The following is a 25437-nucleotide window of genomic DNA, read 5'->3' as shown; positions in this document are numbered from 1 at the left end:
CGAACGGGCCGTCGCAGCAGCGGGTGATCCGGGCGGCGTTGGCCAACGCCCGACTGTCCCCGGAGGACGTTGACGCCATCGAGGCGCACGGGACCGGTACCGCGCTCGGCGATCCCATCGAGGCGCAGGCGTTGCTGGCGACCTACGGGCAGGATCGGGACCGGCCGCTGTGGCTGGGGTCGCTGAAGTCCAACATCGGGCACACGCAGGCCGCGGCCGGGGTGGCCAGCATCATCAAGATGGTGTTGGCGCTGCGCAACGAACTCCTGCCGCTGACGCTGCACGCCGAGGAACCGACCCCGCACGTGGACTGGTCGTCGGGCTCGGTGGAGCTGCTGACCGCCGCGCGGCCGTGGCCCGCGGGGGAGCGGGTGCGGCGGATCGGGGTGTCGTCGTTCGGGATCAGCGGCACGAACGCGCACGTCATCGTCGAGGAAGCACCGGTAGAGGAAGCGCCGGTCGCGGAGGTCGGCGACTCGGCAGCGCCACCGGTGGTGCCGCTGCTGGTGTCCGGACGCACCGCCGCGGCGTTGACCGCGCAGGCCGATCGACTGTCCGATGTGGACGCCGAAGTGGTCGACCTCGGGTTCTCGCTGGCCACGTCCCGGCAGTCGTTCGAGCACCGGGCTGTTGTGTTGGTGGCCGATCGGGAGTCCGCTGCCGCTGGTCTGGCGGCTGTCGCGGCGGGGGAGAGCAGCCCGGACGTGTTGCGCGGTGTCGTCGAACCCGGTCTGCTGGCCGTGCTGTTCACCGGACAGGGGGCGCAGGTCGCGGGGATGGGGCGCGAACTTCACGAGACGTACCCTGTTTTCGCGCAAGCGTTCGACGCCGTGGCCGCGCGGATCGGGCTGTCGCTACACGAGATCGTCTTCGGCGACCCCGGCACGATCGACCGCACCGACAACGCCCAGGCCGGGCTGTTCGCGGTCGAGGTCGCGACGTTCCGGCTGCTGGAGTCGTGGGGGGTGCGGCCGGACCTGCTGGTCGGCCACTCCATCGGCGAGGTCGCGGCGGCGCACGTCGGCGGGGTGCTCTCGCTGGACGACGCCTGCGCCCTCGTCGCCGCGCGCGGCAGGTTGATGGCCGGGCTGCCCGAGGGCGGGTCGATGCTGGCCGTCGAGGCGTCCGAGGCCGAACTGGCCGCCGAGTTCCCCGATGGCCTGCCCGCGGGCGTGGACTTGGCGGCGATCAACTCGGACCGTTCCCTTGTGGTGTCCGGGGATCGCGAGGCTGTGCTCGAAGTGAAGCGCACGATCGGCGCGCAAGGTCGGCGGGTCAAGGAACTGGCGGTCTCGCACGCGTTCCACTCGCACCTGGTGGAGCCGATACTGGCGGAGTTCGCCGAGGTCGTTGCCGGGCTTGAGTTTCACGCCCCGGTGATCCCGCTGGTGTCCACTGTCGAGCTGGACGCCGATGTGGCGAACCCGGAGTACTGGGTCCGGCAGGTCAGGGCCACCGTTCGATTCCACGCGGCGGCGACCCGACTGCGCGAGCGAGGGGTCACCCGGTTCGTCGAGGTCGGCCCGGACGGGGTGCTGAGCGCGCTGGTCGGCGACGGCGCGGTGGCGCTGCAGCGGTCGGGGCGACCGGGCGTGGAGACGCTGCTGCGGGGCGCGTCCCGGCTGCACGTCGCAGGCGTCGACCTGGACTGGGCCGCGGTGTTCGCCCCCTGGCACGGTAGGCTCGTCCCGCTACCGACGTACGCCTTCCAGCGCCGGCGGTACTGGCCCGCGCTCAACGCTGCCGGGGACGTGACCGCTGCCGGGCTCGGTGGTGCGGACCACCCGCTGCTCGGCGCGATGGTGTCCCTCGCGGGCAGCGACGGTCTATTGCTCACCGGACGACTGTCATCGTCCACTCAGGACTGGCTGGCGCAGCATCGGGTGCACGGCGCGGCTCTGCTGCCGGGAACCGCGTTCGTCGACTTGGCGCTGCGGGCGGGCGAGCAGGTCGGCTGCCCCGTGGTGGACGAGCTGACGCTGAGCATGCCGCTGGTCGTGCCGGACCGGGGCGCGTTGCAGCTCCAGGTCGAGGTCGGATCGCCGACCCCGGACGGCACTCGGCCGATCACCGTCCACTCGCGACCCGATGACGGCGAGTGGACCACGCACGCCGCCGGTGTCCTGTCGCCGCCGCGCGCCGGTGGTGTGCCGCTCGACGAGTGGCCGCCCGCCGGTGCGGAACCGGTTGACACCACTGGGTTCTACGACGTGGTCCAGGCCGCCGGGCTCGACTACGGGCCGATGTTCCAGGGCCTCCGCGCGGCGTGGCGGCTCGGCGGCGAGGTCTTCGCCGAGGTCGAGCTGGACGCCGATGGTGAGCGGTTCGGCGTGCACCCGGCGCTGCTCGACGCGGCGCTGCACGCCATCGCCGTGGGCGGACTGCTGGAGGGTACCGAGGTCCGGCTGCCCTTCAGCTGGTCCGGCGTCACCCTGCACGCGGTCGGCGCGACGGCCCTGCGCGTGCGGATCAGCCCCGCGGGCCCGGACACGGTGTCCCTGGTGGCCGCGGACGCGACCGGCGCGCCGGTGATCACGGTCGACTCCCTCGTGCTCCGCCCCGCCGCGACCGCCGACCCCACCACGGCTCCCCGCGACACCCTCTTCCGCCTCGACTGGCTCCCCCTCGACGGCGGCGAACTCCTCCCCTGGACGCTGGTCACCGACCTGTCCGACGCCGCGGGAGATCTGGTCGCCGTGCGGGTCGACGGCGAGGACGTCGGCGCGGCGGTCCGGCGGGCGTTGGCGCTGGTCCAGCAGTGGCTGGCCGACGAGCAGTTCGCCGAGTCGCGGCTGGTGGTGCTGACCGGCACGGGTCCCGCGGCCGCCGCGGTGTGGGGGCTGGTGCGGGCGGCGCAGACCGAGCACCCGGGGCGGTTCGTGCTGGCCGAGGCCGACGCGCCGTTCGCCGGGTTGGACACCGACGAGGCGCAGTTCGCCGTCCGGGACGGCGTCGTGCTCGTGCCCCGCCTCGCCCGGGTGCCGCGCGCGCCGGAGCCGGAGCGGATCGACGGCACGGTGGTGATCACCGGCGGCACCGGCACCCTCGGCTCCCTGGTCGCCCGGCACCTCGTCACCCGGCACGGCGTCACCGACCTGCTGCTGCTCAGCCGCCGCGGCCCGCTCGCGAGCACCGACCTGGCCGACCTGGACGCCACCGTCGAGGTAGTCGTCTGCGATGTGGCCGACCTCGACCAGCTCCGCACCGCCCTCGGCGGACGGGACATCGGCCTGGTCGTGCACGCCGCGGGCAGCACCGACGACGCCCTGGTCGAGAGCCTCACCGACGACCGGATCGACCCCGTCCTGGCCAAGGCGCACGCCGCGCTGCACCTCGACGCGCTGGTCGACGACGGCGTCCCCGTCGTGCTGTTCTCCTCGGCCGCCGCCACGTTCGGCGCCGCCGGGCAGGCCAACTACGCCGCCGCCAACGCCGTCCTCGACGCGGTCGCGCGCCGCCGCCCGAACGCCGTGTCGGTCGCGTGGGGCCTGTGGGCGCAGACCAGCGGCATCACCGGACGGCTCGACGACGTCGAACGCGCCCGCGTCACCCGCGCCGGGGCCGCTCTCACCACGGCGGAGGGCCTGGCCCTGTTCGACGCGGCGCTCGCGGGCACCGAGCCCAACCTCCTCGCGATGCGCCTGGACCTCCCCGCCCAGCTCGACGGCGTCGTCCCGCCCCTGCTGCGCGGCCTGGTCCGCGGGCGGGCCAGGCGGGCCGAGGCCGCCCCGACCGCTGGGCTGGGTGCCCGCCTGGCCGCGTTGGGTGAGGCCGAGCGCGGGCGGGCGCTGCTGGGTGTGGTGCGGGCCGAGGTCGCGGCGGTGCTCGGGCACGGGTCGGTCGAGCTGGTCGAGGCGACCAGCTCGTTCAAGGACCTCGGGTTCGACTCGCTTACCGCTGTCGAGTTGCGTAACCAGCTCGGTGCCGTGACCGGTCTTCGGCTGCCTGCGACCCTCGTGTTCGACCACCCGTCGCCGCGCGCTCTGGTCGAGTTCCTGCTGCCCAAGCTGCTCGGTACGGTAGGCCCGGTTACCGCTGCCACGGTCGTTAAGGCCACCGACGAGCCGATCGCGATCGTGGCGATGAGTTGCCGCTACCCCGGTGGTGTCGACAGTCCTGAGGCACTGTGGCGGCTGGTCGCGTCAGGCGGTGACGCGATCACCCCGTTCCCCACCAACCGCGGTTGGGATACCGACGGCCTCTATGACCCGGATCCCGAGTCGGCCGGTAAGTCGTACGTGCTCGAAGGCGGGTTCGTGCACGACGCGGACACCTTCGACCCGTCGCTGTTCGGCATCTCCCCGCGCGAAGCGCTGGCGATGGACCCGCAGCAGCGGCTGATGCTAGAGGCGTCGTGGGAGGTCTTCGAGCGCGCGGGCATCGACCCGACATCGGTGCGCGGTTCCCGGACCGGGGTGTTCGCGGGCCTGATGTACCACGACTACGCCGCCACCATGCCCATCCTGCCCGAGGGCGTAGAGGGCTACCTGGGCACTGGGACCTCAGGCAGCGTCTTGGCCGGGCGGGTCTCTTACACGTTCGGGCTGGAAGGCCCGGCGATGACCGTTGACACTGCCTGCTCCAGCAGCCTTGTAGCGCTGCACCTGGCCGCGCAGGCATTGCGGTCCGGTGAGTGCGACATGGCGTTGGCCGGTGGGGTGACCGTGCTGTCGACGCCCGCGGTGTTCATCGACTTCAGCCGCCAGCGCGGGTTGGCCTTCGACGGCAGGTGCAAGTCCTTCGCGGCGGCCGCGGACGGCACCGGGTGGTCCGAGGGCATCGGGCTGCTGCTGGTCGAACGGCTCTCGGACGCGATCGAGCGCGGGCACCCGGTGCTGGCGGTGGTGCGCGGGTCGGCGGTGAACCAGGACGGCGCGTCGAACGGGCTGACCGCGCCGAACGGGCCGTCGCAGGAGCGGGTCATCCGGCAGGCCGTCGCCAACGCCGGGCTCGAACTGTCCGATGTGGACGCTGTGGAGGCGCACGGCACCGGGACCGTGCTCGGCGACCCGATCGAGGCGCAGGCCCTGCTGGCGACCTACGGGCAGGACCGGGACCGGCCGCTGTGGCTGGGGTCGCTCAAGTCCAACATCGGCCACTCGCAGGCCGCGGCCGGGGTCGGCGGCGTGATCAAGATGGTGCAGGCCCTGCGGCACGGGGTGCTGCCGCCGACCTTGCACGTCGACCAGCCCTCACCGCACGTGGACTGGTCGTCCGGGGCCGTCGAACTGCTGACCGCGCCGGTCGCGTGGGAGAGCGGTGAGCGTCTACGCCGCGCGGCGGTGTCGTCTTTCGGAGTTAGCGGGACCAACGCGCACACAGTCCTAGAGGAGTACCGGGCGCCTCTGGTCGAGGGGTCCGCTGCCACCGTGCCGTGGGTGTTGTCCGGCACCTCGCTAGAGGCAGTGCGGTCACTCGCGGGCTCGTTGGCGACGGTGGACGAACTGCCCGGTGACGTGGCGTGGACGCTGGCCACCGGTCGAGCGGATTTGGACCACCGCGCCGTAGTGCTGGATCCCGCCGGGTTGAGCGCTGTCGCTGACGGGACGGCCGGGGCCATCACCGGGGTCGCCGGGCGCGGTGGGGTCGCGTTCGTGTTCCCCGGGCAGGGCTCGCAGTGGGCCGGGATGGCCGTGGGGCTGCTGGAGTCGCCGGTGTTCGCGCGGGCGTTCGACGAGTGCGCCGAGGCGCTGGCGCCGTTCGTGGACTGGTCGCTGCGGGACGCGCTCGCGGGTGAGGGCCTGGAGCGGGTCGACGTCGTGCAGCCCGCGCTGTGGGCGGTGAACGTGTCGCTCGCCGCGCTGTGGCGCTCCGCCGGAGTCGAACCGGCCGCCGTCATCGGGCACTCGCAGGGGGAGATCGCCGCCGCCGTGGTCGCGGGGGCGTTGAGCCTGGCGGACGGGGCGCGGGTCGTCGCGCTGCGCAGCAAGGCGATCGCGGAGGAGCTGCGCGGCGGCGGGATGGTGTCGCTCGCGGTGTCCATGGCCGACGCCTCGGAGCTGATCGCGGGGCAGCCACTGTCGGTTGCCGCGGTCAACGGGCCGCTGTCGACCGTGGTCTCGGGCGACGCGGACGCGCTAGAGAAGCTGCTGACTACCTGCGAGGAGCGGGGACTGCGCGCACGCCGCATCCCGGTGGACTACGCCTCGCACTCGGCTCACGTCGAACTCATCGAGCAGCGGCTGTTGCGGGATCTGGCGCCGGTGTCACCGCGGGTCGGCGAGTTGCCGTTCTACTCGGCTGTCACCGGTGACCGGATCACGACCGACCGGATGGACGCGCGCTACTGGTACGACAACCTGCGCGAGACAGTGCGGTTCGAGGACGCCACCCGCGCGCTGTTGCGGGACGGCAACACCCTCTTCGTCGAGGTGAGCGCTCACCCTGTCCTGGTCACTGGGCTGCAAGAGACCCTCGATGGGCGCTCTGGGGCCGTGCTGGGCACGTTGCGTCGAGATGAGGGTGGCCTAGAGCGGTGGTGGGCCGCGCTGGCCGAGGCGTACGTCGTGGGCGTTCCCGTTGACTGGGCATCGGTCTTGCCGCGCGGGCGGTTCGTCGAACTGCCGACCTACCCGTTCCAGCGCACCCGGTTCTGGCCGGACCCCGTTCAGGTACCCGGCGATGTCACCGCTGTCGGGCTCGGTCTAGCCGGACACCCACTCCTGGGGGCGTCTGTGCCGGTGGCCGGAACGGACGACGTCGTGTTCACCGGACGTCTGTCGACGGCGACCCACCCGTGGTTGGCCGATCACGCCGTGCTGGGAACGGTGTTGCTACCGGGGTCCGCGTTCATCGAGCTGGCGCTGCACGTCGGGGCGCAGGTAGGCCTACCTGCGGTAGGAGAGCTGACCATCGAGGCGCCGCTGGCCGTGGGCGATGAGGGCGTCTCGGTGCAGGTAGTCGTATCCGGCGCCGCTGTGGCTGTGTACTCGCGGTCGGGGGAGACCTGGGTCCGGCACGCCGCAGGGACGCTGACAGCGGACACGGGCACAGGCTCTCGGTTGGACGTCTGGCCGCCGTCAGCCACACCGGTGCCGTTGGGAGACTTCTACGCGGCCGCGGCCAAGGCGGGATACGGCTACGGCCCCGTGTTCCAGGGGCTGCGAGCGTTGTGGCAGGGCGACGGCGAGGTCTACGCGGAGATCGCCGGGCCTGCCGGGGACGGTTTCGGCCTGCACCCGGCCCTGCTCGACGCCGCGTTGCACGGGATCGGCGCGCTGCGGGACGACGACGGAGTGCGCCTGCCGTTCGCCTGGACCGGGGTGGCACTGCACGCCGCTGGGGCGTCAACGCTGCGGGTCCGGCTCAGCGGCGGCGACTCCGTACGGGTGGACATCGCGGACGCCACAGGTGCGCCAGTGGCCACCGTGGACGGATTGGTGCTCCGCCCGCTCACCGCCGACCAGCTGGAAGCCCGACCCTCGGACCTGCTCTACGCGGTCGACTGGGTCCCCGCCGCGCCCGGACCGGTGCCCGCGTCGTGGGCCGTGGTCGGACCGGACCCCGATGGCGCCGCCGAGCACCTCGCCGGGGTGGTCCCCGCCGTCGACTGGCACCTCGACCTCGCCGCGCTGGTGGAGGCCCTGGACGCCGGGATGCCGGTGCCGGAGGTCGTGGTGGTGACCGCGACCGGGGTCGATGACCTCTTGGGCGCCTTGCGGGCGTTCCTCGGTGCCGAGCGGCTGCAGAACGCCAAGGCCGTGGTGCTCGGGTCGGGTGCGCAGCGCGGGCTGGTCCGGTCCGCCGCCGCCGAGCACCCGGGCCGGTTCGTGCTGGTCGACGGGGTGGAGGGCCTCGCGGCGCTGCCTGACGAACCCGAGGTGTCGCTGCGGTCGGGTGCGGCGTTCGTGCCCAGGCTGGTCCGGGCGCAGGGCGCCGCGCGGGTGCTCGGCGGCACAGTGCTGATCACCGGCGGGACCGGCGGGCTCGGCGCGCTGCTGGCCAGGCACCTCGCCGAGCGGCACGGGGTCGAGCGGCTGCTGCTGGTGAGCAGGCGTGGACTCGACGCCCCTGGAGCGGCCGCGCTGGTGGCCGAGTTGGACGTGCCGGTCGAGGTCATCGCATGCGACGCGGCGGATCGGGACGCTCTTGCCGAAGCGCTGCGGGGACGGACCGTCGACGTCGTAGTGCACGCGGCCGGTGTGCTCGACGATGGTGTGATCGCGTCGCTGACGCCGGAGCGGGTCGCTGCGGTGATGCGACCTAAGGCCGACGCGGCCGCGAACCTGGACGAGTTGCTCGGCGACGCCGAGTTCGTGTTCTTCTCCTCGGGCGCAGCCACGTTCGGTACGCCCGGTCAGGCCAACTACGCGGCCGCGAACTCTTACCTGGACGACCTAGCGGCTCGTCGCCGTGAACGCGGGCAGGCAGCGGTATCCATCGCATGGGGCCTGTGGGCGCGCGAGACCGGCATGACCTCCGGCGCTGACCGGTCCGGGCCAGCGCTATCGGACACCGAAGGCCTCGCGCTGTTCGACGTCGCTCTTGGCGCTGACCGGGCGCACGTCGTCGCAGCGCGCATAGACCTACCGGGCCTGCGCGCCCGTGGCCACGTACCGCCGCTGCTGCGTGGCCTGGTGCCCACCGTCGCTCGCCGGGAACAAGACCTGTCCACGCGGCTCGCGGGTAAGAGCGCGGCGGAGCAGGCGGAGATCCTGCTGGGTCTTGTCCGCGACCACGCCGCCGCCGTCCTCGGGCACGCCACCGGTGACGCTGTCTCGCCGGATCGCGGGTTCACCGAGATGGGCTTCAGCTCTCTGACCGCGATCGAGCTGCGCAACCACCTCGCCTCGGTCACAGAGCTGCGGTTGCCGACGACCCTGATCTTCGACTACCCGACCCCGGTGAAACTCGCGGACTACCTGCTCGACCGCGTGGGCGTCACGGAGACGTCGCCGCTGCTCACGCGCCTCGACCACGTCGAGGCGGACCTGGCGAGCGCGGACGACGACGTCCGGGCCAGGGCCGTGGCCCGCCTGCACGCCCTGGTCGCCCGCTACGACGCGGTGCCCGCGGTGGCGTCATCGCTCGCGGAGGCCTCCGACGACGAGATGTTCGCCTTCATCGACAACGAGCTGGGGGCGTGATGACCTCCGCCGGGGGCACGGAGGCCAAGCTCCGCGACTACCTCAAACGGGTCACGACCGACCTCGCCCAGACCCGTCAGCGGCTGAACCAGGTCGAGCGCGAGCCGATCGCCATCGTCGGCATGGCCTGCCGGTATCCGGGCGGTGTGGACAGCCCGGACGCGTTGTGGGCGTTGGTGCGCGACGGGGTCGACGCCATCGGTGGGTTCCCCGACGACCGTGGGTGGGACCTGACACCGTTCGAACAGTCCACGGTGGCGTTCACGCGCGAAGGCGGCTTCCTCGAAGGCGTCGCCGACTTCGACCCGTCGCTGTTCGGGATCTCACCGAACGAGGCGCTCGGCATGGACCCGCAGCAGCGGCTCGTGCTGGAAACGTCGTGGGAGGCGATCGAGCGGGCCGGTGTCGACCCGCTGTCGTTGCGCGGCAGCCGGACCGGCGTGTTCACCGGCGTCATGTACCACGAGTACTCGGCGCGGGCCCTGGACATCCCGCCGGGCGTAGAGGGGTTCCTCGGCACCGGTAGCGCGGGCAGCGTCGTCTCCGGTCGTGTCGCCTACGCGCTCGGTCTTGAAGGGCCCGCGGTCAGTGTCGACACCGCGTGCTCCAGCAGCCTGGTCGCGATGCACCTCGCCGCGCAGGCCCTGCGCAACGGGGAATGCTCGCTTGCCTTGGCCGGTGGTGTGTCCGTGATGGTCACCCCCAATACATTCGTCGACTTCGGTATGTCCGGTGGTCTTGCCTCCGACGGGCGGTGCAAGTCGTTCTCCGCCTCCGCTGACGGCGCGGGCTGGGCTGAGGGCGTTGGCGTGTTGTTGCTTGCTCGGCTCTCTGACGCCGAACGAGACGGGCTGCCCGTACTGGCTGTCTTGCGCGGTAGCGCCGTCAACTCCGATGGCGCCTCTAGCGGTCTCACGGTCCCCAATGGCCCGTCGCAACAGCGGGTCATCAGGGCCGCCTTGGCCAACGCGCGCTTGAACACGGCCGACATCGACGCCGTGGAGGCCCACGGGACCGGCACCTCGCTCGGTGACCCCATCGAGGCCCAGGCCGTGCTCGCCACCTACGGCCAGGACCGCGCTGAACCGCTGTGGCTCGGGTCCCTGAAGTCCAACATCGGCCACGCCCAGTCCGCCGCCGGGGTCGCTGGCGTGATCAAGATGGTCCTGGCCCTGCGCCACGACCTGCTCCCGCGCACGTTGCACGCCGACACCGCCACCCCGCACGTCGATTGGGCCGCGGGCAACGTCCAACTCCTCACCGAGCCCCGGCCCTGGCCACGTGGCGGCGATCCGCGCCGGGCGGGCATCTCTTCGTTCGGGGTCAGTGGCACCAACGCCCACGTGATCATCGAGGAGTACAGCGCCGAGGCTGCCGAGCGGTCGGGAGGCGCTGTCCCGGCGGTCCTGCCGTGGGTGATCTCGGGCAAGACCGCTGAGGCGCTGCACGGCCAGGCCAGCCGTCTTCTCGACCACGCGCAGGCAGCGCAACCGGTCGACATCGCGCGTTCGCTCGTCCAGTCGCGAGCGGCGCTAGACCACCGTGCCGTCGTGTTGGGCGGATCGGCGGAGGAGTTCGCGAAGGGACTCGCGGGGCTCGCCGAGGGCCGCGAGGTTCCGGGTGTCGTGGTCCGGACCGGGGACATCGGCCAGGGCGGAGTCGTGTTCGTGTTCCCCGGGCAGGGGGCGCAGTGGCCCGGGATGGTCGCGTCGCTGCTGGAGACCGAACCGGTGTTCGCGGCCAGGATCGAGGAGTGCGCCGCCGCGCTCGCGCCGCACGTCGACTGGTCGCTGCTGGACGTGCTGCGCAGCGGCGACGACCTCGCACGGGTCGACGTGGTCCAGCCGGTGCTGTGGGCCGTGATGGTGTCGCTGGCCGAGCTGTGGCGGTCGGCCGGGGTCGTGCCCGCTGCCGTTGTCGGGCACTCGCAGGGCGAGATCGCCGCAGCCGTCGTGGCGGGCGGGCTCTCGCTCGCGGATGGCGCGCGTGTGGTCGCGCTGCGCAGCAAGGCGATCGCCGCCGGGCTCAGCGGCGGCGGCATGGTCTCCCTAGCGCTACCCGAGTCGAAGGCCGCCGAACTCGCTGCTTGCTGGCCCGGCGTCAGCGTTGCGGCCGTTAACGGCCCAACGTCCACCGTGGTCTCAGGTGATGCGGTAGCGCTAGACGAACTGGTAGAGCACTGCACGGCCGCTGACATCCGAGCAAGACGCGTTCCCGTGGACTACGCGTCGCACTCACCTCACGTCGACTCACTCCGCGAACGCCTGATCGCGGACCTGGCCCCGATCCGGCCGCGTTCCGGCAGCATCCCGTTCCACTCCGCCGTGACCGCTACCCGCGTCGACACGGCCACTCTCGACGCCGCCTACTGGTTCAACAACCTGCGTGAACCCGTCCGGTTCGAGGCGGCCGTAAGAGGGCTGCTCGAGTCCGGCCGCTCCCTGTTCGTCGAGGTCAGCCCGCACCCGGTGCTCACCTACGGCCTGAACGAGACGGTCGCGGACTCCGGAACGTCGGCCGCTGTGCTCGCCACCCTCCGCCGCACCGAGGGCGACACCCGCCGCTGGCTCACCGCCCTGGCCGAGGCCCACGTCCACGGCGTCACTGTCGACTGGGCCACCCTCACCCAGCCCTGGGGCGGCGTCCGCGTGGACCTGCCCACCTACGCCTTCCAGCGCAAGCGGTACTGGCTCAACACCCTCCACACCACCACGATCCCCACCTCCGAGAGTTGGCGCTACCAACTCGCGTGGCAGCCCGTCGCCCTTAACGCCGTTAAGGGCGACGCCCCCTGGGCAGTGGTGACCAGAGGCGATCACCCTCTAGCCGCCGCCATCGCCGAGCACCTCGGCGCCACCGTCGTCGACATCGAGGCGCTGGACACTCTTATCCAGAGCCGGCCGGGCGGCGTGCTGTCGCTCTTGGCACTAGAGGAGCAGGCAACAGCCGAATACCCGGCGGTACCGCAGGGCTTCGCGGACACGATCACGCTGATCCACGCCCTGCACGCGGCCAAGCTCCAGGTGCCGCTGTGGTGCGCGACGGTCGACGTGGCGACCAACCCGCTACAGGCCTTGGTCGTTGGTTTGGGTCGGGTCGCGGCGCACGAGTACCCGTGGTGGGGCGGGCTGGTCGAGCTCCCGGCCGAGGTCGACGCCCAGGTGCTGGACGGCCTGGCAGCGGCCCTCGGGCAGCGGGACGAGGATCAACTACGCCTCCGCCCTGACGGCGTCCACGCGGCCCGCCTGCGGCGCGCGGACGCACCTTCGAAGCGGCGCCCGTGGTCGCCGTCCGGCACGGCCCTGATCACCGGCGGCACCGGGGCGATCGGCACCCACGTCGCGCGGATGCTCGCCCGAGGCGGCGCCGAACACCTGCTGCTGCTGAGCCGTCGAGGCCTTGCCGCGCCTGGGGCGGCCGACCTGGTGGCCGAGCTGGAAGACCTCGGTGCCAGGGTGACCGTGCTGGCGTGTGACCCGGCGGACCGGGACGCGCTGGCGGCCGTGATCGCCGAACACCCGCCGAACTCGGTGTTCCACGCCGCAGGAGTGGTCGACTCCAGCATCCTCGACTCACTCACCCTTGACCGGGTCGATACCGCGCTACGCGCGAAGGTCACCGCAGCGGTGAATCTGCACGAGCTGACCACCAACCTCGACGCGTTCGTCCTGTTCTCATCTCTAGCCGGTGTCTTCGGCGCGGCAGGAGAGGGCAACTACGGCCCAGGCAATGCCTTCCTCGACGCCTTCGCTCACCACCGTCGCGCGCAAGGCCTTCCTGGGACCGCTATCGCGTGGGGATCCTGGGATGGCGCGGGCATGGCCGAAGGCGCTATCGGCGACGCCATGGCTCGCCACGGTGTTCCCCGCATGGCGCCGGACCTGGCTCTTGACGCACTGCGCGCCGCTATCGACAACGACGACACCGCAGTCGCCATCGCCGACATCCGTTGGGACACCTTCGGCTGGTTCTTCACCGCGACCCGCCCCAGCCACCTGCTCGACGGCCTCACCGGCGCCACTGACCCCGGAGAGGCCGAGCCGGACGAAGACCAACCGCTGTCCCAACGGCTCGCGCGGGTGTCGGCCGCCGAACGCAACCGCACCCTGCTGGCGTTGGTTCGCGAACAGGTGTCCCTGGTGCTGGGCTACGACTCGGGCAACGCCGTCGAACCGAACCGGGCCTTCGGTGACCTGGGACTGGCGTCGGCGGGCGCGGTCGAGCTGCGCAACCGGATCACCCTCGCGACCGGGCTGCGCGTGCCCGCCACGCTGGTGTTCGACCACCCGACCCCGGCCGCCCTCGCCCGCTTCCTCAGCGCCGAGATCACCGCCGCGCCGGTCGAGCCCGCTGCCAAGCAGGGCACCGCCACTGCCGCCCTCGTGGACGACCCGATCGTGATCGTCGGCATGAGCTGCCGGTTCCCCGGCGGGGTGCGCTCACCCGAGGACCTGTGGGACCTGGTGGTCAACGGGGTCGACGCCATGGCGCCCTTCCCGGACGACCGTGGCTGGGATCTAGCCGCGCTCTACCACCCTGATCCGGACAACCCGGGCACCACCTACGCCCGCGAGGGCGGGTTCGTCGATGACGCCACCGCGTTCGACGCAGGCCTGTTCGGGATCTCCCCGCGTGAAGCGTTCGCGATGGACCCGCAACAGCGGTTGTTGCTAGAGGCCACGTGGGAACTGTTCGAGCGGGCGGGCATCGACCCGTTGTCGCTGCGCGGCTCCCGGACCGCTGTCTATGCGGGCACCGGTGGCCAGGACTACATGAGCTTCCTGACCGCGTCCGCGTCTGGCAGTGAGGGCTACCTCGCCACGGGTGGCTCGCCGAGCGTTGTCTCCGGTCGTGTCGCCTACACGTTCGGCCTCGAAGGCCCCGCTCTTACCGTCGACACCGCCTGTTCCAGCAGCCTGGTCGCCCTGCACCTGGCAGCGCACGCCCTGGGGCGCGGTGAGTGTGACCTCGCGGTGGTGGGCGGGGTGACGGTGTTGTCCGGCCCCGGCATTTTCACCGAGTTCAGCCGCCAGCGCGGGATGTCGACCACGAGCCGGTGCCGCTCGTTCGCGGCCTCCGCCGACGGCGCTGGCTGGGGCGAAGGCGTCGGAGTGCTCCTAGTCGAACGCCTCTCCGACGCTCGCCGCAATGGGCACGATGTCCTCGCCGTAGTCCGAGGCACCGCCATCAACTCCGATGGGGCCTCCAACGGCCTGACCGCGCCCAATGGTCCCGCTCAACAGCGCGTCATTCGCGCCGCCCTCGATTCCGCCGCGCTGACCCCTGCCGACATCGACGCCGTTGAGGCTCACGGCACCGGCACGGCGCTAGGCGATCCGATCGAGGCCCAGGCACTGCTCGCCACCTATGGCCAGAACCGCGACGAACCGCTGTGGCTCGGCTCGGTGAAGTCCAACATCGGCCACACCCAGGCCGCCGCGGGCGTGGCGGGCGTGATCAAGGCCGTCATGGCCCTGCACCACGGCGTCCTGCCCGCGACACTGCACGTCGACGCCCCCACACCGCACGTCGACTGGACCGCCGGGGCCGTCTCGCTCCTCACCGACCAACGCCCGTGGCCCGTTGTGTCCAGGCCGCGCCGCATGGCCGTGTCCTCGTTCGGCATCAGCGGCACCAACGCCCACACGATCCTGGAGCAGGCACCACTACCGGATCCGTTGGCACACGCACCAGCCAGCCAGGCTCTGCCGCTGCCGATGTTGTACTCGGGGGACACCGCAGGCGCGTTGGAGCGCCAGATCGCTGCGGTGTCTCTTGTGGACGAATCCGAAGCGGACGTTGCGTGGTCGCTAGCGGCAACGCGGGCGGATCTCAGCCACCGCGCTGTCCTGGTGGGTGGAAAGTGCGTCCAGGATGTGGTCGCGCATGGCGAGCTTGTCTTCCTCTTCACCGGACAGGGCTCGCAGCGCGCGGGCATGGGCGCTGAGCTCTACGCGGCCTTCCCGGTGTTCGCGGAAGCCTTTGACGCCGTGGCCGAGCGGGTCGACCTGGATCGCCCGCTACTAGAGGCGATCAGCGACGAGAGCGTCAACCAGACCGTCTACACGCAGGCAGGCCTGTTCGCATTGCAGGTCGCCTTGTTCCGGCTCGTCGAATCCTGGGGCGTCGTGCCGGACGTGCTGGTTGGCCACTCCATCGGAGAACTGGCCGCCGCGCACGTTGCCGGGGTCTTGTCACTGGATGACGCCTGCGCGCTGGTGTCCGCGCGCGGAAGGCTGATGCAGGAGTTGCCCGAGGGTGGGGCGATGCTGGCGGTCGAGGCCGCCGAATCCGACCTGGACCTCGGCGCGGGCGTGGATCTCGCGGCGGTGAACGGCCCGCGCTCGGTAGTGGTGTCAGGAGACGCGGCCGCTGTAGGGGAGCACGCCGCTAGGTGGAGCGAAGAGGGCCGCAGGGTCAAGCGGCTCACGGTGTCTCACGCGTTCCACTCCCACCGCATGGAACCGATGCTGGAGGACTTCGCGCGCGTCGCCGAAGGATTGACCTACCTGCCTCCGCAGATCCCGGTCGTCACTACCGCCCCAGGCGCCGTCGATAGCGCTGACTACTGGGTCCGCCAGGTCCGCGAGCCTGTCCGCTTCGCCGACGCGGTCGGGTCCCTCTCCGGGGTCACAACCGCGCTTGAACTCGGTCCGGACGGCGTGCTCAGTGCCCTGACCCAGCAGATCGCCGCCAACGTGGTCGCTGTCCCTGCCCTGCGCCCCGGCCAGGATGAGCCCACCACGCTCGTCGCAGCTGTTGCTCGCCTGCATGCCCGTGGTGTTCACGTGGACTGGCAGGCCTACCTGAGGCCCTGGGGCGCACGCCGTGTCTCGTTGCCGACCTATCCCTTCGAACGTGACCGCTACTGGCCTGATCCCGTGCCAGAGCCGTGGTTCTACCGGGTCGAGTGGCAAGAGTTGTCGACCGCGCCGAGCCGCTTGTCCGGTCGTTGGCTTGTCGTCGGCTCCGAGGAGATCGCTTCGACCCTGCGGCAGGCCGGGGCCACCCTCGCCGAAGACGGCCAGGACGGCCTGGCAGGCGTCGTCGTAGTTGTGGAATCGGCCGCTGATGTCCTCGCTGCGGCCCGTTTCGACGCCCCGGTGTGGTGCGTGACGGTTGGCGCCGTTTCGCTCGCCGAGGAGGCCCCTGAGCCGCGAAGCGCCGCTGCCTGGGGGATCGGGCGGGTCGCCGCGCTGGAAGACCCGGCTCGGTGGGGCGGGCTGATCGACGTCACCGATCTCGCGGATCAAGGTGTCGTCGCTGCGCTGCGGTCAGGTGAGGACCAGGTCGCGGTGCGGTCCGGCCGCCTGTTCGGTCGACGGCTGCGTCGGGCCGAGCGCCCCTCCGCGGCGGTGGCGGTTCCCACGGGCACCGTGCTGGTCACCGGCGGTACGGGCGCGCTGGGTGGGCACGTCGCGCGGTGGCTGCGGTCGCGCGGGGTGACCGATCTCGTGCTGGTCAGCAGGCGCGGACCTGATGCTCCAGGTGCCGCCGAACTGGCAGAGGAGGTCGGCGCGCGGGTCGTGGCATGCGACCTCACCGACCGCACGACCGTCGCCGAACTCCTCGCCCGGTTCACCGTGTCCGCCGTCGTTCACGCCGCCGGAGTGCTCGACGACGGTCTCGTCGCCGGGTTGACGCCCGACCGCTTGGCGGCGGTGGAAGCGGCGAAGGCAGGTTCAGCGGAACTGCTGGACGAACTCATCCCCAACGACGCCCTGTTCGTTGCCTTCACCTCCCTCGCTGGTGTTCTCGGTAGCCCCGGGCAGGGCGCTTACGCCGCCGCGAACGCCTATCTCGACGCGCTGGTCGAGCGCCGCAAGCTAAGAGGCCATCCTGCACTGTCCTTGGCCTGGGGAGCTTGGGCAGGGGAGGGAATGGCCGCTGCGGTGGCTGACCGCCTCGTTCGGACCGGTATGCGTCCGATGCCTGTCGCGCGTGCTCTCAAGGCGCTGTCGGACGCGTGGGGGCAAGAGGGCTCGCTCGTCGTCGCGGACATCGACTGGGATCTGCTCGGCCCGGGTTTCACCTCCGCCCGCCCAAGCCCACTGCTCTCGGACCTTGTCCACAGGGCACCGAGCCCGCAGCTGCCCGCGGAGCCGTCCCGGCGCGCTCGCGGAGACCTGGCTGCGGTAGTCGTCGAACTGGCCGCGTCCGTGCTCGGGCACGCGGACACCACCGCGATCGAGGCGGGTCGTCCGTTCCGCGACCTGGGGTTCGACTCGCTGACCGCGCTGGAACTGCGCAACCTGCTCGCGGCGGAGATCGGCGTGCCGCTGCCCGCGGGCCTCGTCTTCGACCACCCGACCCCCGCCGAGCTCGCCAAGCACCTGGCGGAACTGGTCGACCAGCCCACCGTCGAGGTCCTCGACAGGCCTACCGCGCGGGCAGCGGCCGAACCGATCGCGATCGTGGGGATGAGCTGCCGGTTCCCGGGCGGCGTCGACAGCCCGGAAGCGTTGTGGGACCTGGTGCGCGGTGGTGTCGACGCGATGGTCGACTTCCCCGGCGACCGCGGGTGGGACCTCGACGCCCTCGGTGGATCAGCCGCCAGGGTCGGCGGCTTCCTCGACGACATCGCCGGGTTCGACGCGGGCCTGTTCGGGATCTCCCCGCGCGAGGCCTTGGCCATGGATCCCCAGCAACGCCTCTTGCTGGAAGCGTCGTGGGAGGTGTTCGAGCGGGCGGGCATCAATCCGCTCTCGGTCCGTGACAGCGACATCGGTGTGTTCGCTGGCACCAACGGTCAGGACTACGCGACCTTGCTCCTCGGGTCCGATGCCGCTGTCGAAGGGCATCTAGGCACGGGCAACACCGCGAGCGTCTTGTCGGGACGTGTCTCTTACGCGTTCGGTCTCCGTGGTCCCGCGATCACCGTCGACACTGCCTGCTCCAGCAGCCTGGTAGCGCTGCACCTCGCCGCCAGGGCGCTGCGAGACGGCGAGTGCTCGATGGCATTGGCCGGGGGCATCACGGTCATGCCGCAGCCCAGCACGTTCATCGAGTTCAGCGTTCAAGGCGGGCTTGCCTTCGACGGTCGGTGCAAAGCGTTCGCAGACGGCGCTGACGGAACCGGCTGGGGTGAAGGCGTCGGAGTCCTGCTCCTGACCCGCCTGTCCGACGCCATCGCCAAGGGCTATCGAGTCCTTGCGGTCGTGCGAGGTAGCGCGGTCAACCAGGACGGCGCCTCCAACGGGCTCACCGCCCCTAACGGACCCGCGCAGCAGAGGGTCATCCGCGCAGCACTAACGGACGCACGGCTCCAGGCAGCGGACATCGACGTCGTTGAAGCACACGGCACAGGTACCGCGCTCGGGGATCCGATCGAGGCCGAGGCGCTGCTCTCCACGTACGGTCGCGACCGGCAGGCCCCACTATGGCTGGGCTCGGTCAAGTCCAACATCGGGCACACGCAGGCAGCGGCCGGGGTCGCCGGGATCATCAAGATGGTCATGGCGCTGCGGCACCGTGAACTGCCCAAGACCTTGCACGCCGCACGCCCCACCGCTCACGTGGACTGGTCGGCCGGTTCGGTCGCGCTGCTCACCGAGAACCAGTCCTGGCAGTCAGAGGGCCTGCGCCGCGCGGCAGTGTCATCGTTCGGTCTTAGCGGCACCAACGCACACATCATCATCGAGGAATACCCGGTCGAGGCTCACGGCACCGCGCGCGCCGAGCACCAGGACCTGCCGTGGCTGCTATCGGCTCGTAGCGCCGGAGCACTGCGCGACCTGGCGGTGCGACTTGGTCAGGTAGCGGCCGATCCGGTTGATGTTGCGACAACGCTGGCGAGTGCACGAGCGGTCCTAGAGCACCGGGCCGTGGTCTTCGGCGACTACGCGGCCGGGCTCGCGGCACTGGCTACTGGAGAGGACTCACCGCACCTGCTCCAAGGGGTCGTGCGGACTCCGGTCGTGCCTGCAGAGCCACTGGCTGATGGCTGGTTGGCACTTGCCCAGGCCCATGTCGAGGGCGTTGACATCGACTGGTCCGCCAAGGCCCGCGAGTGGGGCGGGAACATCATCGACCTCCCCACCTACCCGTTCGACCGCAAGCGCTACTGGCCGGACACCACTAGGCCTGCGTTTAGTGCCGACCCTGGCGAACAGTCCTTCTGGACAGCGGTAGAGCAAGAGGACGCCACGACCGTCGCCGACACCCTCAGGGTTGACGTCGACACCCTGACAGATCTCCTGCCCGCGTTGTCCGCCTGGCGCAAGGCGTGCAGAGATAAGTCCATCGTGGACTCATGGCTCTACCGCGTCACCTGGCGTCCGGTGGAGCTACCTGCTGCCACGCTCGGTGGTCGTTGGCTCGTCGTCACCACCGACGACGGCTGCCCCACAGACCTCGTCGAGGTAGCACCAGACGCAACCGTGGTCAGATTGGCGGACGGGCTACCGGCTGGTGACTGGGACGGCGTCCTGTCGCTGCTCGCGGCCCGGGACACGATCACGCTGCTGCGCACCGTCGACGCACCGATCTGGGCCGTCACCAGGGGCGCCGTCAGCACCGGTCGAGCCGACGCGCCGCCCGATCCCGAGCAGGCGCTCCTCTGGGGCCTCGGCCGGGTCGCCGCCCTCGAACACCCCGCCCGCTGGGGTGGCCTGATCGACCTCCCCGCCACGCTGGACGACCGAGCCCGCACCCGCCTGCGCGCGGTCCTCGCGGGCGCGCTCCCCGGCGAGGACCAGCTCGCCATCCGCCCGGCAGGCGTCTTCGCCCGGCGGCTCACCCGGCCCAGCGGCAGCCACCGCCCAGAGCCGACCATCAGCGGCCGGGTCCTCATCACCGGCGGCACCGGCGCGCTCGGTGGGGCCGCCGCTCGGTGGCTCGCCGACCACGGCGTGACCGACCTGCTGCTGGTCAACCGCTCCGGAGCGCAAGCACGAGACCTCGTCGACGATCTCGCTGCTCGTGGGGCAACCGCGAAGGTCATCGCCTGCGATGTGGCCGACCGGGACGCACTGGCCGCGCTCTTGGCCGAGCATCCCGTCAGCGGGGTGGTCCATTCGGCGGGGGTAGCGACCACAGTCCCGTTGGAGTTCACGTCCCCTGACGAGTTCGACGACGCCCTCAGCGCCAAGGTTCTCGGCGCGCGTCACCTCGACGAACTCCTGCCCGACGCCGAGTTGTTCGTCCTCTTCTCCTCGATCGCCGGTGTGTGGGGTAGCGGCGGGCAAGCCTCTTACTCTGCCGCGAACGCCTACCTGGACGCGTTGGCCGAGCGTCGTCGCGCCCAAGGCAAGGCCGGGGCAGCTCTCGCCTGGGGGCCGTGGGCCGGGGCAGGCATGGCCGAGCGAGCTCACGACTACCTGCGCAAACGCGGCATCAACCCGCTACGGCCCGATCTCGCGGTCGCAGCGTTGGCGCTGACTGAATCAACGACGGTCGCCGACATCGACTGGGCCAGGTTCGAGCCGTCGTTCACGACCGGACGACCAAGCCCGCTGCTGGCCGAGTTCGCGACGGTTACCGCTGACGCCCCTGTTGTCACCGGCATCGACGGTATCCGCGAGTTGGTCTGCCTAGAGGTGGCGGGTGTCCTCGGTTACCCCGAGCCGGTGGCCGCAGACGTGCCGTTCACCGACCTAGGCGTCGACTCGTTGACCGCTGTGCAGGTCCGCGACCGGATCGCGGCCGCGACCGGCGTCCGGTTGCCGTCAACCCTGGTCTTCGACTACCCGACCCCGGACGCCGTGGCCGACGAACTGGTCGCCCGGATCGGCGGCATCGACACCGAGGTCGCCGCGCCGGTGGTGGTCGCGGACGACGCCATCGCCATCGTCGCCATGAGCTGCCGATTCCCCGGTGGGGCGACCTCGCCTGAGGCGTTGTGGGATCTCGTCGCCAACGGGGTGGACGCCCTGTCGGCGTTCCCCGACGACCGGGGCTGGGACCTCTCGGCGGCTGGGGAGATCACTGCCGAGGGCGGGTTCGTCCACGATGCCACGGACTTCGACGCGGAGCTGTTCGGCATCTCCCCGCGCGAAGCCGCCGCGATGGACCCGCAGCAGCGCCTGCTGCTGGAGTCCACCTGGGAACTCCTAGAGCGCGCGGGCATCGCGCCCGATTCGCTGCGTGGAAGCACTACCGGCGTGTTCGTCGGCGCCTCTGCTTCCGGGTACGGCGCGGGTGGGGTCCTCCCGGCAGGCTCAGAGGGCCACGCGATGACTGGAACCTCCAACAGCGTCCTGTCCGGCAGAGTCGCCTACTCGTTCGGCCTGGAAGGCCCAGCGGTCACCGTTGACACTGCCTGCTCCAGCAGCCTCGTCGCACTACACCTCGCGGCACAGGCGCTGCGATCCGGCGACTGCGCGCTAGCGGTCGCGGGCGGTGTCGCCGTCATGCCGACGCCCACGGTCTTCGCAGAGTTCTCCCGCCAAGGTGGCCTTGCCACGTCCGGCCGGTGCCGATCCTTCGCGGAAAGCGCTGACGGCACCGGCTGGGGTGAGGGCGTCGGCCTGCTGCTCGTCGAGCGGCTGTCCGACGCGCGCCGAAACGGCCACCAGGTGCTGGCCGTGGTCCGCGGCTCGGCCGTGAACTCCGATGGCGCCTCGAACGGCCTGACCGCGCCGAACGGCCCCTCGCAGCAGCGGGTGATCCGGGCCGCGCTCGCGGGCGCCGGGCTGGCGCACTCCGAGGTGGACGCGGTCGAGGCGCACGGCACAGGAACCGCGTTGGGCGACCCGGTCGAGGCGCAAGCCCTGCTCGCCACCTACGGCCGCGACCGCGCCGAACCGCTGTGGCTCGGCTCGGTGAAGTCGAACATCGGCCACACCCAGGCCGCCGCGGGCGCCGCCGGGATCATCAAGATGGTCGAGGCCATCCGCCGCGGCGTCCTGCCGGGCACCCTGCACGTCGACGAGCCCGCCAGCCACGTCGACTGGGACTCCGGCGCGGTGCGGCTCCTCACCTCGCCGCGCCCGTGGCCCGAGGTCGCCCGCCCACGGCGCGCGGGCGTGTCGTCGTTCGGCATGAGCGGCACCAACGCGCACGTCATCCTCGAAGGCGTCCAGGAGGCACCGGTAGAGCCAGAGGACGGCACCGCGCCGACAGCCGTGCCGTGGGTGGTGTCCGGTCGATCCGACACCGCACTACGAGCTCAGGCGCAGCAACTCCTCACCGTCGCAGACCATGACCTGGTCGGTGTCTCCCGCGCGCTGGCGACTGAGCGCGCCAGGTTGCCTCACCGCGCCGTCGTTCTCGCTGGCGACGCTGTAGGAGTGCGGCGTGGGCTCACTGCGTTGGCTGAAGGTCGTGCGGACGCTGCTGTCGTGCGCGGTACGGCGGGCAAGGGAGGGCTGGCCTACCTGTTCTCCGGCCAAGGCGCGCAACGGGCAGGCATGGGCAAGGGCCTCTATGCCGCCTTCCCTGCTTACGCCGACGCGTTCGACGCGGTCTGCGCCCATCTAGACCTACCGCTGCACGACATCATCGACACCGAGAGCGTCCACGAGGCCACTTACACCCAGACCGGCCTCTTCGCGGTCGAGGTCGCGCTGTTCCGACTGCTGGAGTCCTGGGGGCTCAAGCCGGATGTCCTGGCCGGACACTCCTTCGGCGAACTGGCGGCGGCGCACGTCGCGGGCATCCTGTCGCTCCAAGACGCGTGCACGCTCGTGAGTGCCCGCGCGCGGTTGACGCAAGGACTCCCCGAGGGCGGCGCAATGCTCGCCGTCCGCATGACCGAGACCGAGGTCCTTACGGCTATCCAAGGCCATCAGGTCGATATCGCTGCGATCAACGCCCGCGACTCGGTTGTCCTGTCCGGTGACGCTGATGTCATCGACGAGTTGGAGGCTCTAGCCCGCTCCAGCGACCGTCAGGTCAAACGTTTGCGGACGGCTCGCGCCTTCCACTCGCACCGCATGGAACCCATGGTGGAGCCGTTCGCGGAGGTCGCGCGAAGCGTCACCTACGGCCCCGCGAAGCTGCCGATCGTGTCTACCCTGACCGGGCAGCTCGACACCGGTGACATGTCGACACCGGACTACTGGATCCGCCAGATCCGATCCACCGTCCGCTTCGCCGACGCCATCCGCGCGCTCCGCGACCGCGGTGCGACCAAGTTCCTGGAGATCGGCCCCGACAGCCAGCTGACGGCCCTCGCCGACCAGACCCTCACCCACCCCGGCGACACCCGCCCCGCGACCGCCGTCGCCGCCCAGCGCGCGGGCAAGGACGAGGCCGCCTGGCTCGTCTCCGCCCTGGCCGCCCTGCACGTCAACGGCCAGGACATCGCCTGGGACCTGGTCCTGCGCGGGTGGGGCGGCCGCCGGGTCGACCTGCCCACCTACGCCTTCCAGCGCAAGCGCTACTGGGTCGACGCCGTGGGCACGGCCACCGCCACCGAGCAGGCACCGGCACCCCTGGCCGCCACCTCGACGCTCGAACTCGTCCAGGCCGCCACCGCGCGGGTCCTGGGCCACGCGGACCCGGCGGCCGTCGAGGTGGACCGCGAGTTCCTCGAACTGGGCCTGGACTCCCTGACCGCGCTCGACCTGCGCGCGTTGCTCAGGGAGGAGACCGGCGTCGACCTGCCCGCGAGCATCGTGTTCGATCACCCGACCCCGGCCGACCTGGCCCGTCACCTCGAGGGCGAACCGACCGCGGGCACGTCCGCCGGGCTCCTGGAAGGCCTCTACCGGGAGGCCATGCGGACCGGCCGGGTGTCGGAGTTCCTCAAGTTCCTCGGCGACGCGGCCAAGTTCCGCCCCGCGGCCGACCGCCTCACCGAGATCACCTCGCCCGCGCGCCGGGTAGCCCTAGCGAACGGCGACGCGCCTGGACTTCTCCTGTGTTGCAGTGGCCTGACCGCAGGCGGTGGCCCCCACGAGTTCGCGCGACTCGCGGCCGCACTTCGCGGCAAGCGCGAGGTGGCAGCCATACCGCTGCTCGGCTACGCCCGCGACGATCTCCTTCCGTCCACACAAGAGGTCGCGTTGGACTGGCTGGCGGATGCCGTCCCGACCGACACCCCCGTCTACCTCCTCGGCCACTCCGGTGGCGCCACCCTCGCTCACAGCCTCGCCAGCAGGCTTGCCGCTCTCGGCAGGCCCCCGGCCGGGCTGGTCCTTGTCGACATCTACCCCTTGGACCACCCGGTGATGACCGAGTGGGCGGGTGAGCTGTCCGAGGGCGTGTTCGAGCGCCGCGACCAGTACGTGCCCATGGACGACGCCAGGCTCACCGCGATGGCCTGGTACGGGCGGCTGTTCTGGCAGGTGCCCGACCCCGAACCCGCCATCCCCACGCTCCTGGTGCGCGCGGCAGAGCCGTTGGGGGAGGCGACCGGTGAGTGGCGCAGCTCCTGGCCTGGTTCGTCCACTGTGGACGTCCAGGGCAACCACTTCACCATGATGTCCGAGCATGCCGGATCGACCGCGGCCGCGGTCCACCACTGGATCGCCGCGCTCGTCGGCGAGCAGCCCCACGAAAGGAAGCACCAACGATGACCGAAGTCCTGGCCCGCGCGAGCGGCGTCACCCGGCGCTACGGCGACGTGGTCGCCGTGGACGACCTCAGCGTGGAGATCCCGGCCGGGCAGCTGCTCGGCCTGCTCGGCCCCAACGGCGCGGGCAAGTCCACCCTGATCAACATGTTCGTCGGCCTGCGCAAGCCCACCTCGGGCACGGTCGAGCTGTTCGGCCACGACCCGCGCGACGTGCGGGCGCGGCGGCGGATGGGGATGACCCCGCAGGAGACCGGCATGCCGGAGACCCTGCAGGCGGGTGAGGTGATCGAGTTCGTCGCCGCGCACTACCCGAACCCGATCTCGCGCAAGGAGCTGCTGGCCCAGTTCCACCTCGAGGACGTCGAGCGCCGCCAGACCGGCGGCCTCTCCGGCGGCGAGAAGCGCAGGCTGGCCATCGCGCTGGCCTTCGTCGGCCGCCCCGACCTGGTGTTCCTCGACGAGCCGACCACCGGACTCGACGTCGAGGTGCGGCGCGCGCTGTGGGACGGGGTGAAGGCCTACAACGCCGCGGGCGGCACCGCCGTCATCACCAGCCACTACCTCGAGGAGATCGAGGAGCTGGCCCAGCGGGTCATCATCATCGACAACGGTCGCGCGGTCGCCGACGACAGCGTCGACGCGCTGCGCCGGATCAGCGGCCTGCGCAAGGTCACCATCCGTGCGCTCGAGGTTCCCGCGCTGCCCGGTGTCGTCGGCGTCGAGCAGACCGGTGACGTCGTCAGCCTCATCACCGCCGACTCCGACCAGCTGGTGCGCGACCTCGTCGCCTCCGGTGCCCCGTTCGCCGACCTGGAGGTCAGCTCGGGCTCGCTGGAGGACGCCTTCCTCGCCTACACCACCAAAGCCCCGACCGCGGCCCCCACGGCCTAG

The 25437-nt window shown here is 71.4% G+C and carries 3 protein-coding genes (1 of these 3 only partly in view); all 3 read left to right on the top strand.

Features of this window, described 5'->3' with window-relative positions; genetic code table 11:
• Tightly spaced (each overlapping or abutting the next), the 3 genes in view from BMY07_RS07410 to BMY07_RS07350 form a layout consistent with a single transcriptional unit that may run on beyond the window.
• Positions 1-9086, top strand: partial view of a type I polyketide synthase gene (locus tag BMY07_RS07410; RefSeq protein WP_092775712.1) — the 3' portion only. Its footprint begins 943 nt before the window's first position; only the last 9086 of its 10029 coding nucleotides appear in the window; the start codon falls outside the window, past its left edge; it ends in the stop codon at positions 9084-9086.
• Positions 9086-24547, top strand: a complete 15462-nt coding sequence (locus BMY07_RS35235) for a type I polyketide synthase (protein WP_245782257.1) — start codon at positions 9086-9088, stop codon at positions 24545-24547. The genes BMY07_RS07410 and BMY07_RS35235 overlap by 1 nt, the downstream gene beginning before the upstream one ends.
• Positions 24544-25437 carry an ABC transporter ATP-binding protein gene (locus BMY07_RS07350; protein WP_092775711.1) on the top strand — a complete coding sequence of 298 codons (894 nt, stop codon included), beginning with the start codon at positions 24544-24546 and terminating at the stop codon, positions 25435-25437. The genes BMY07_RS35235 and BMY07_RS07350 overlap by 4 nt, the downstream gene beginning before the upstream one ends.

Source organism: Actinokineospora terrae, assembly GCF_900111175.1.
GTDB lineage: Bacteria > Actinomycetota > Actinomycetes > Mycobacteriales > Pseudonocardiaceae > Actinokineospora > Actinokineospora terrae.
This window is presented reverse-complemented; position numbering and strand designations above follow the sequence as displayed.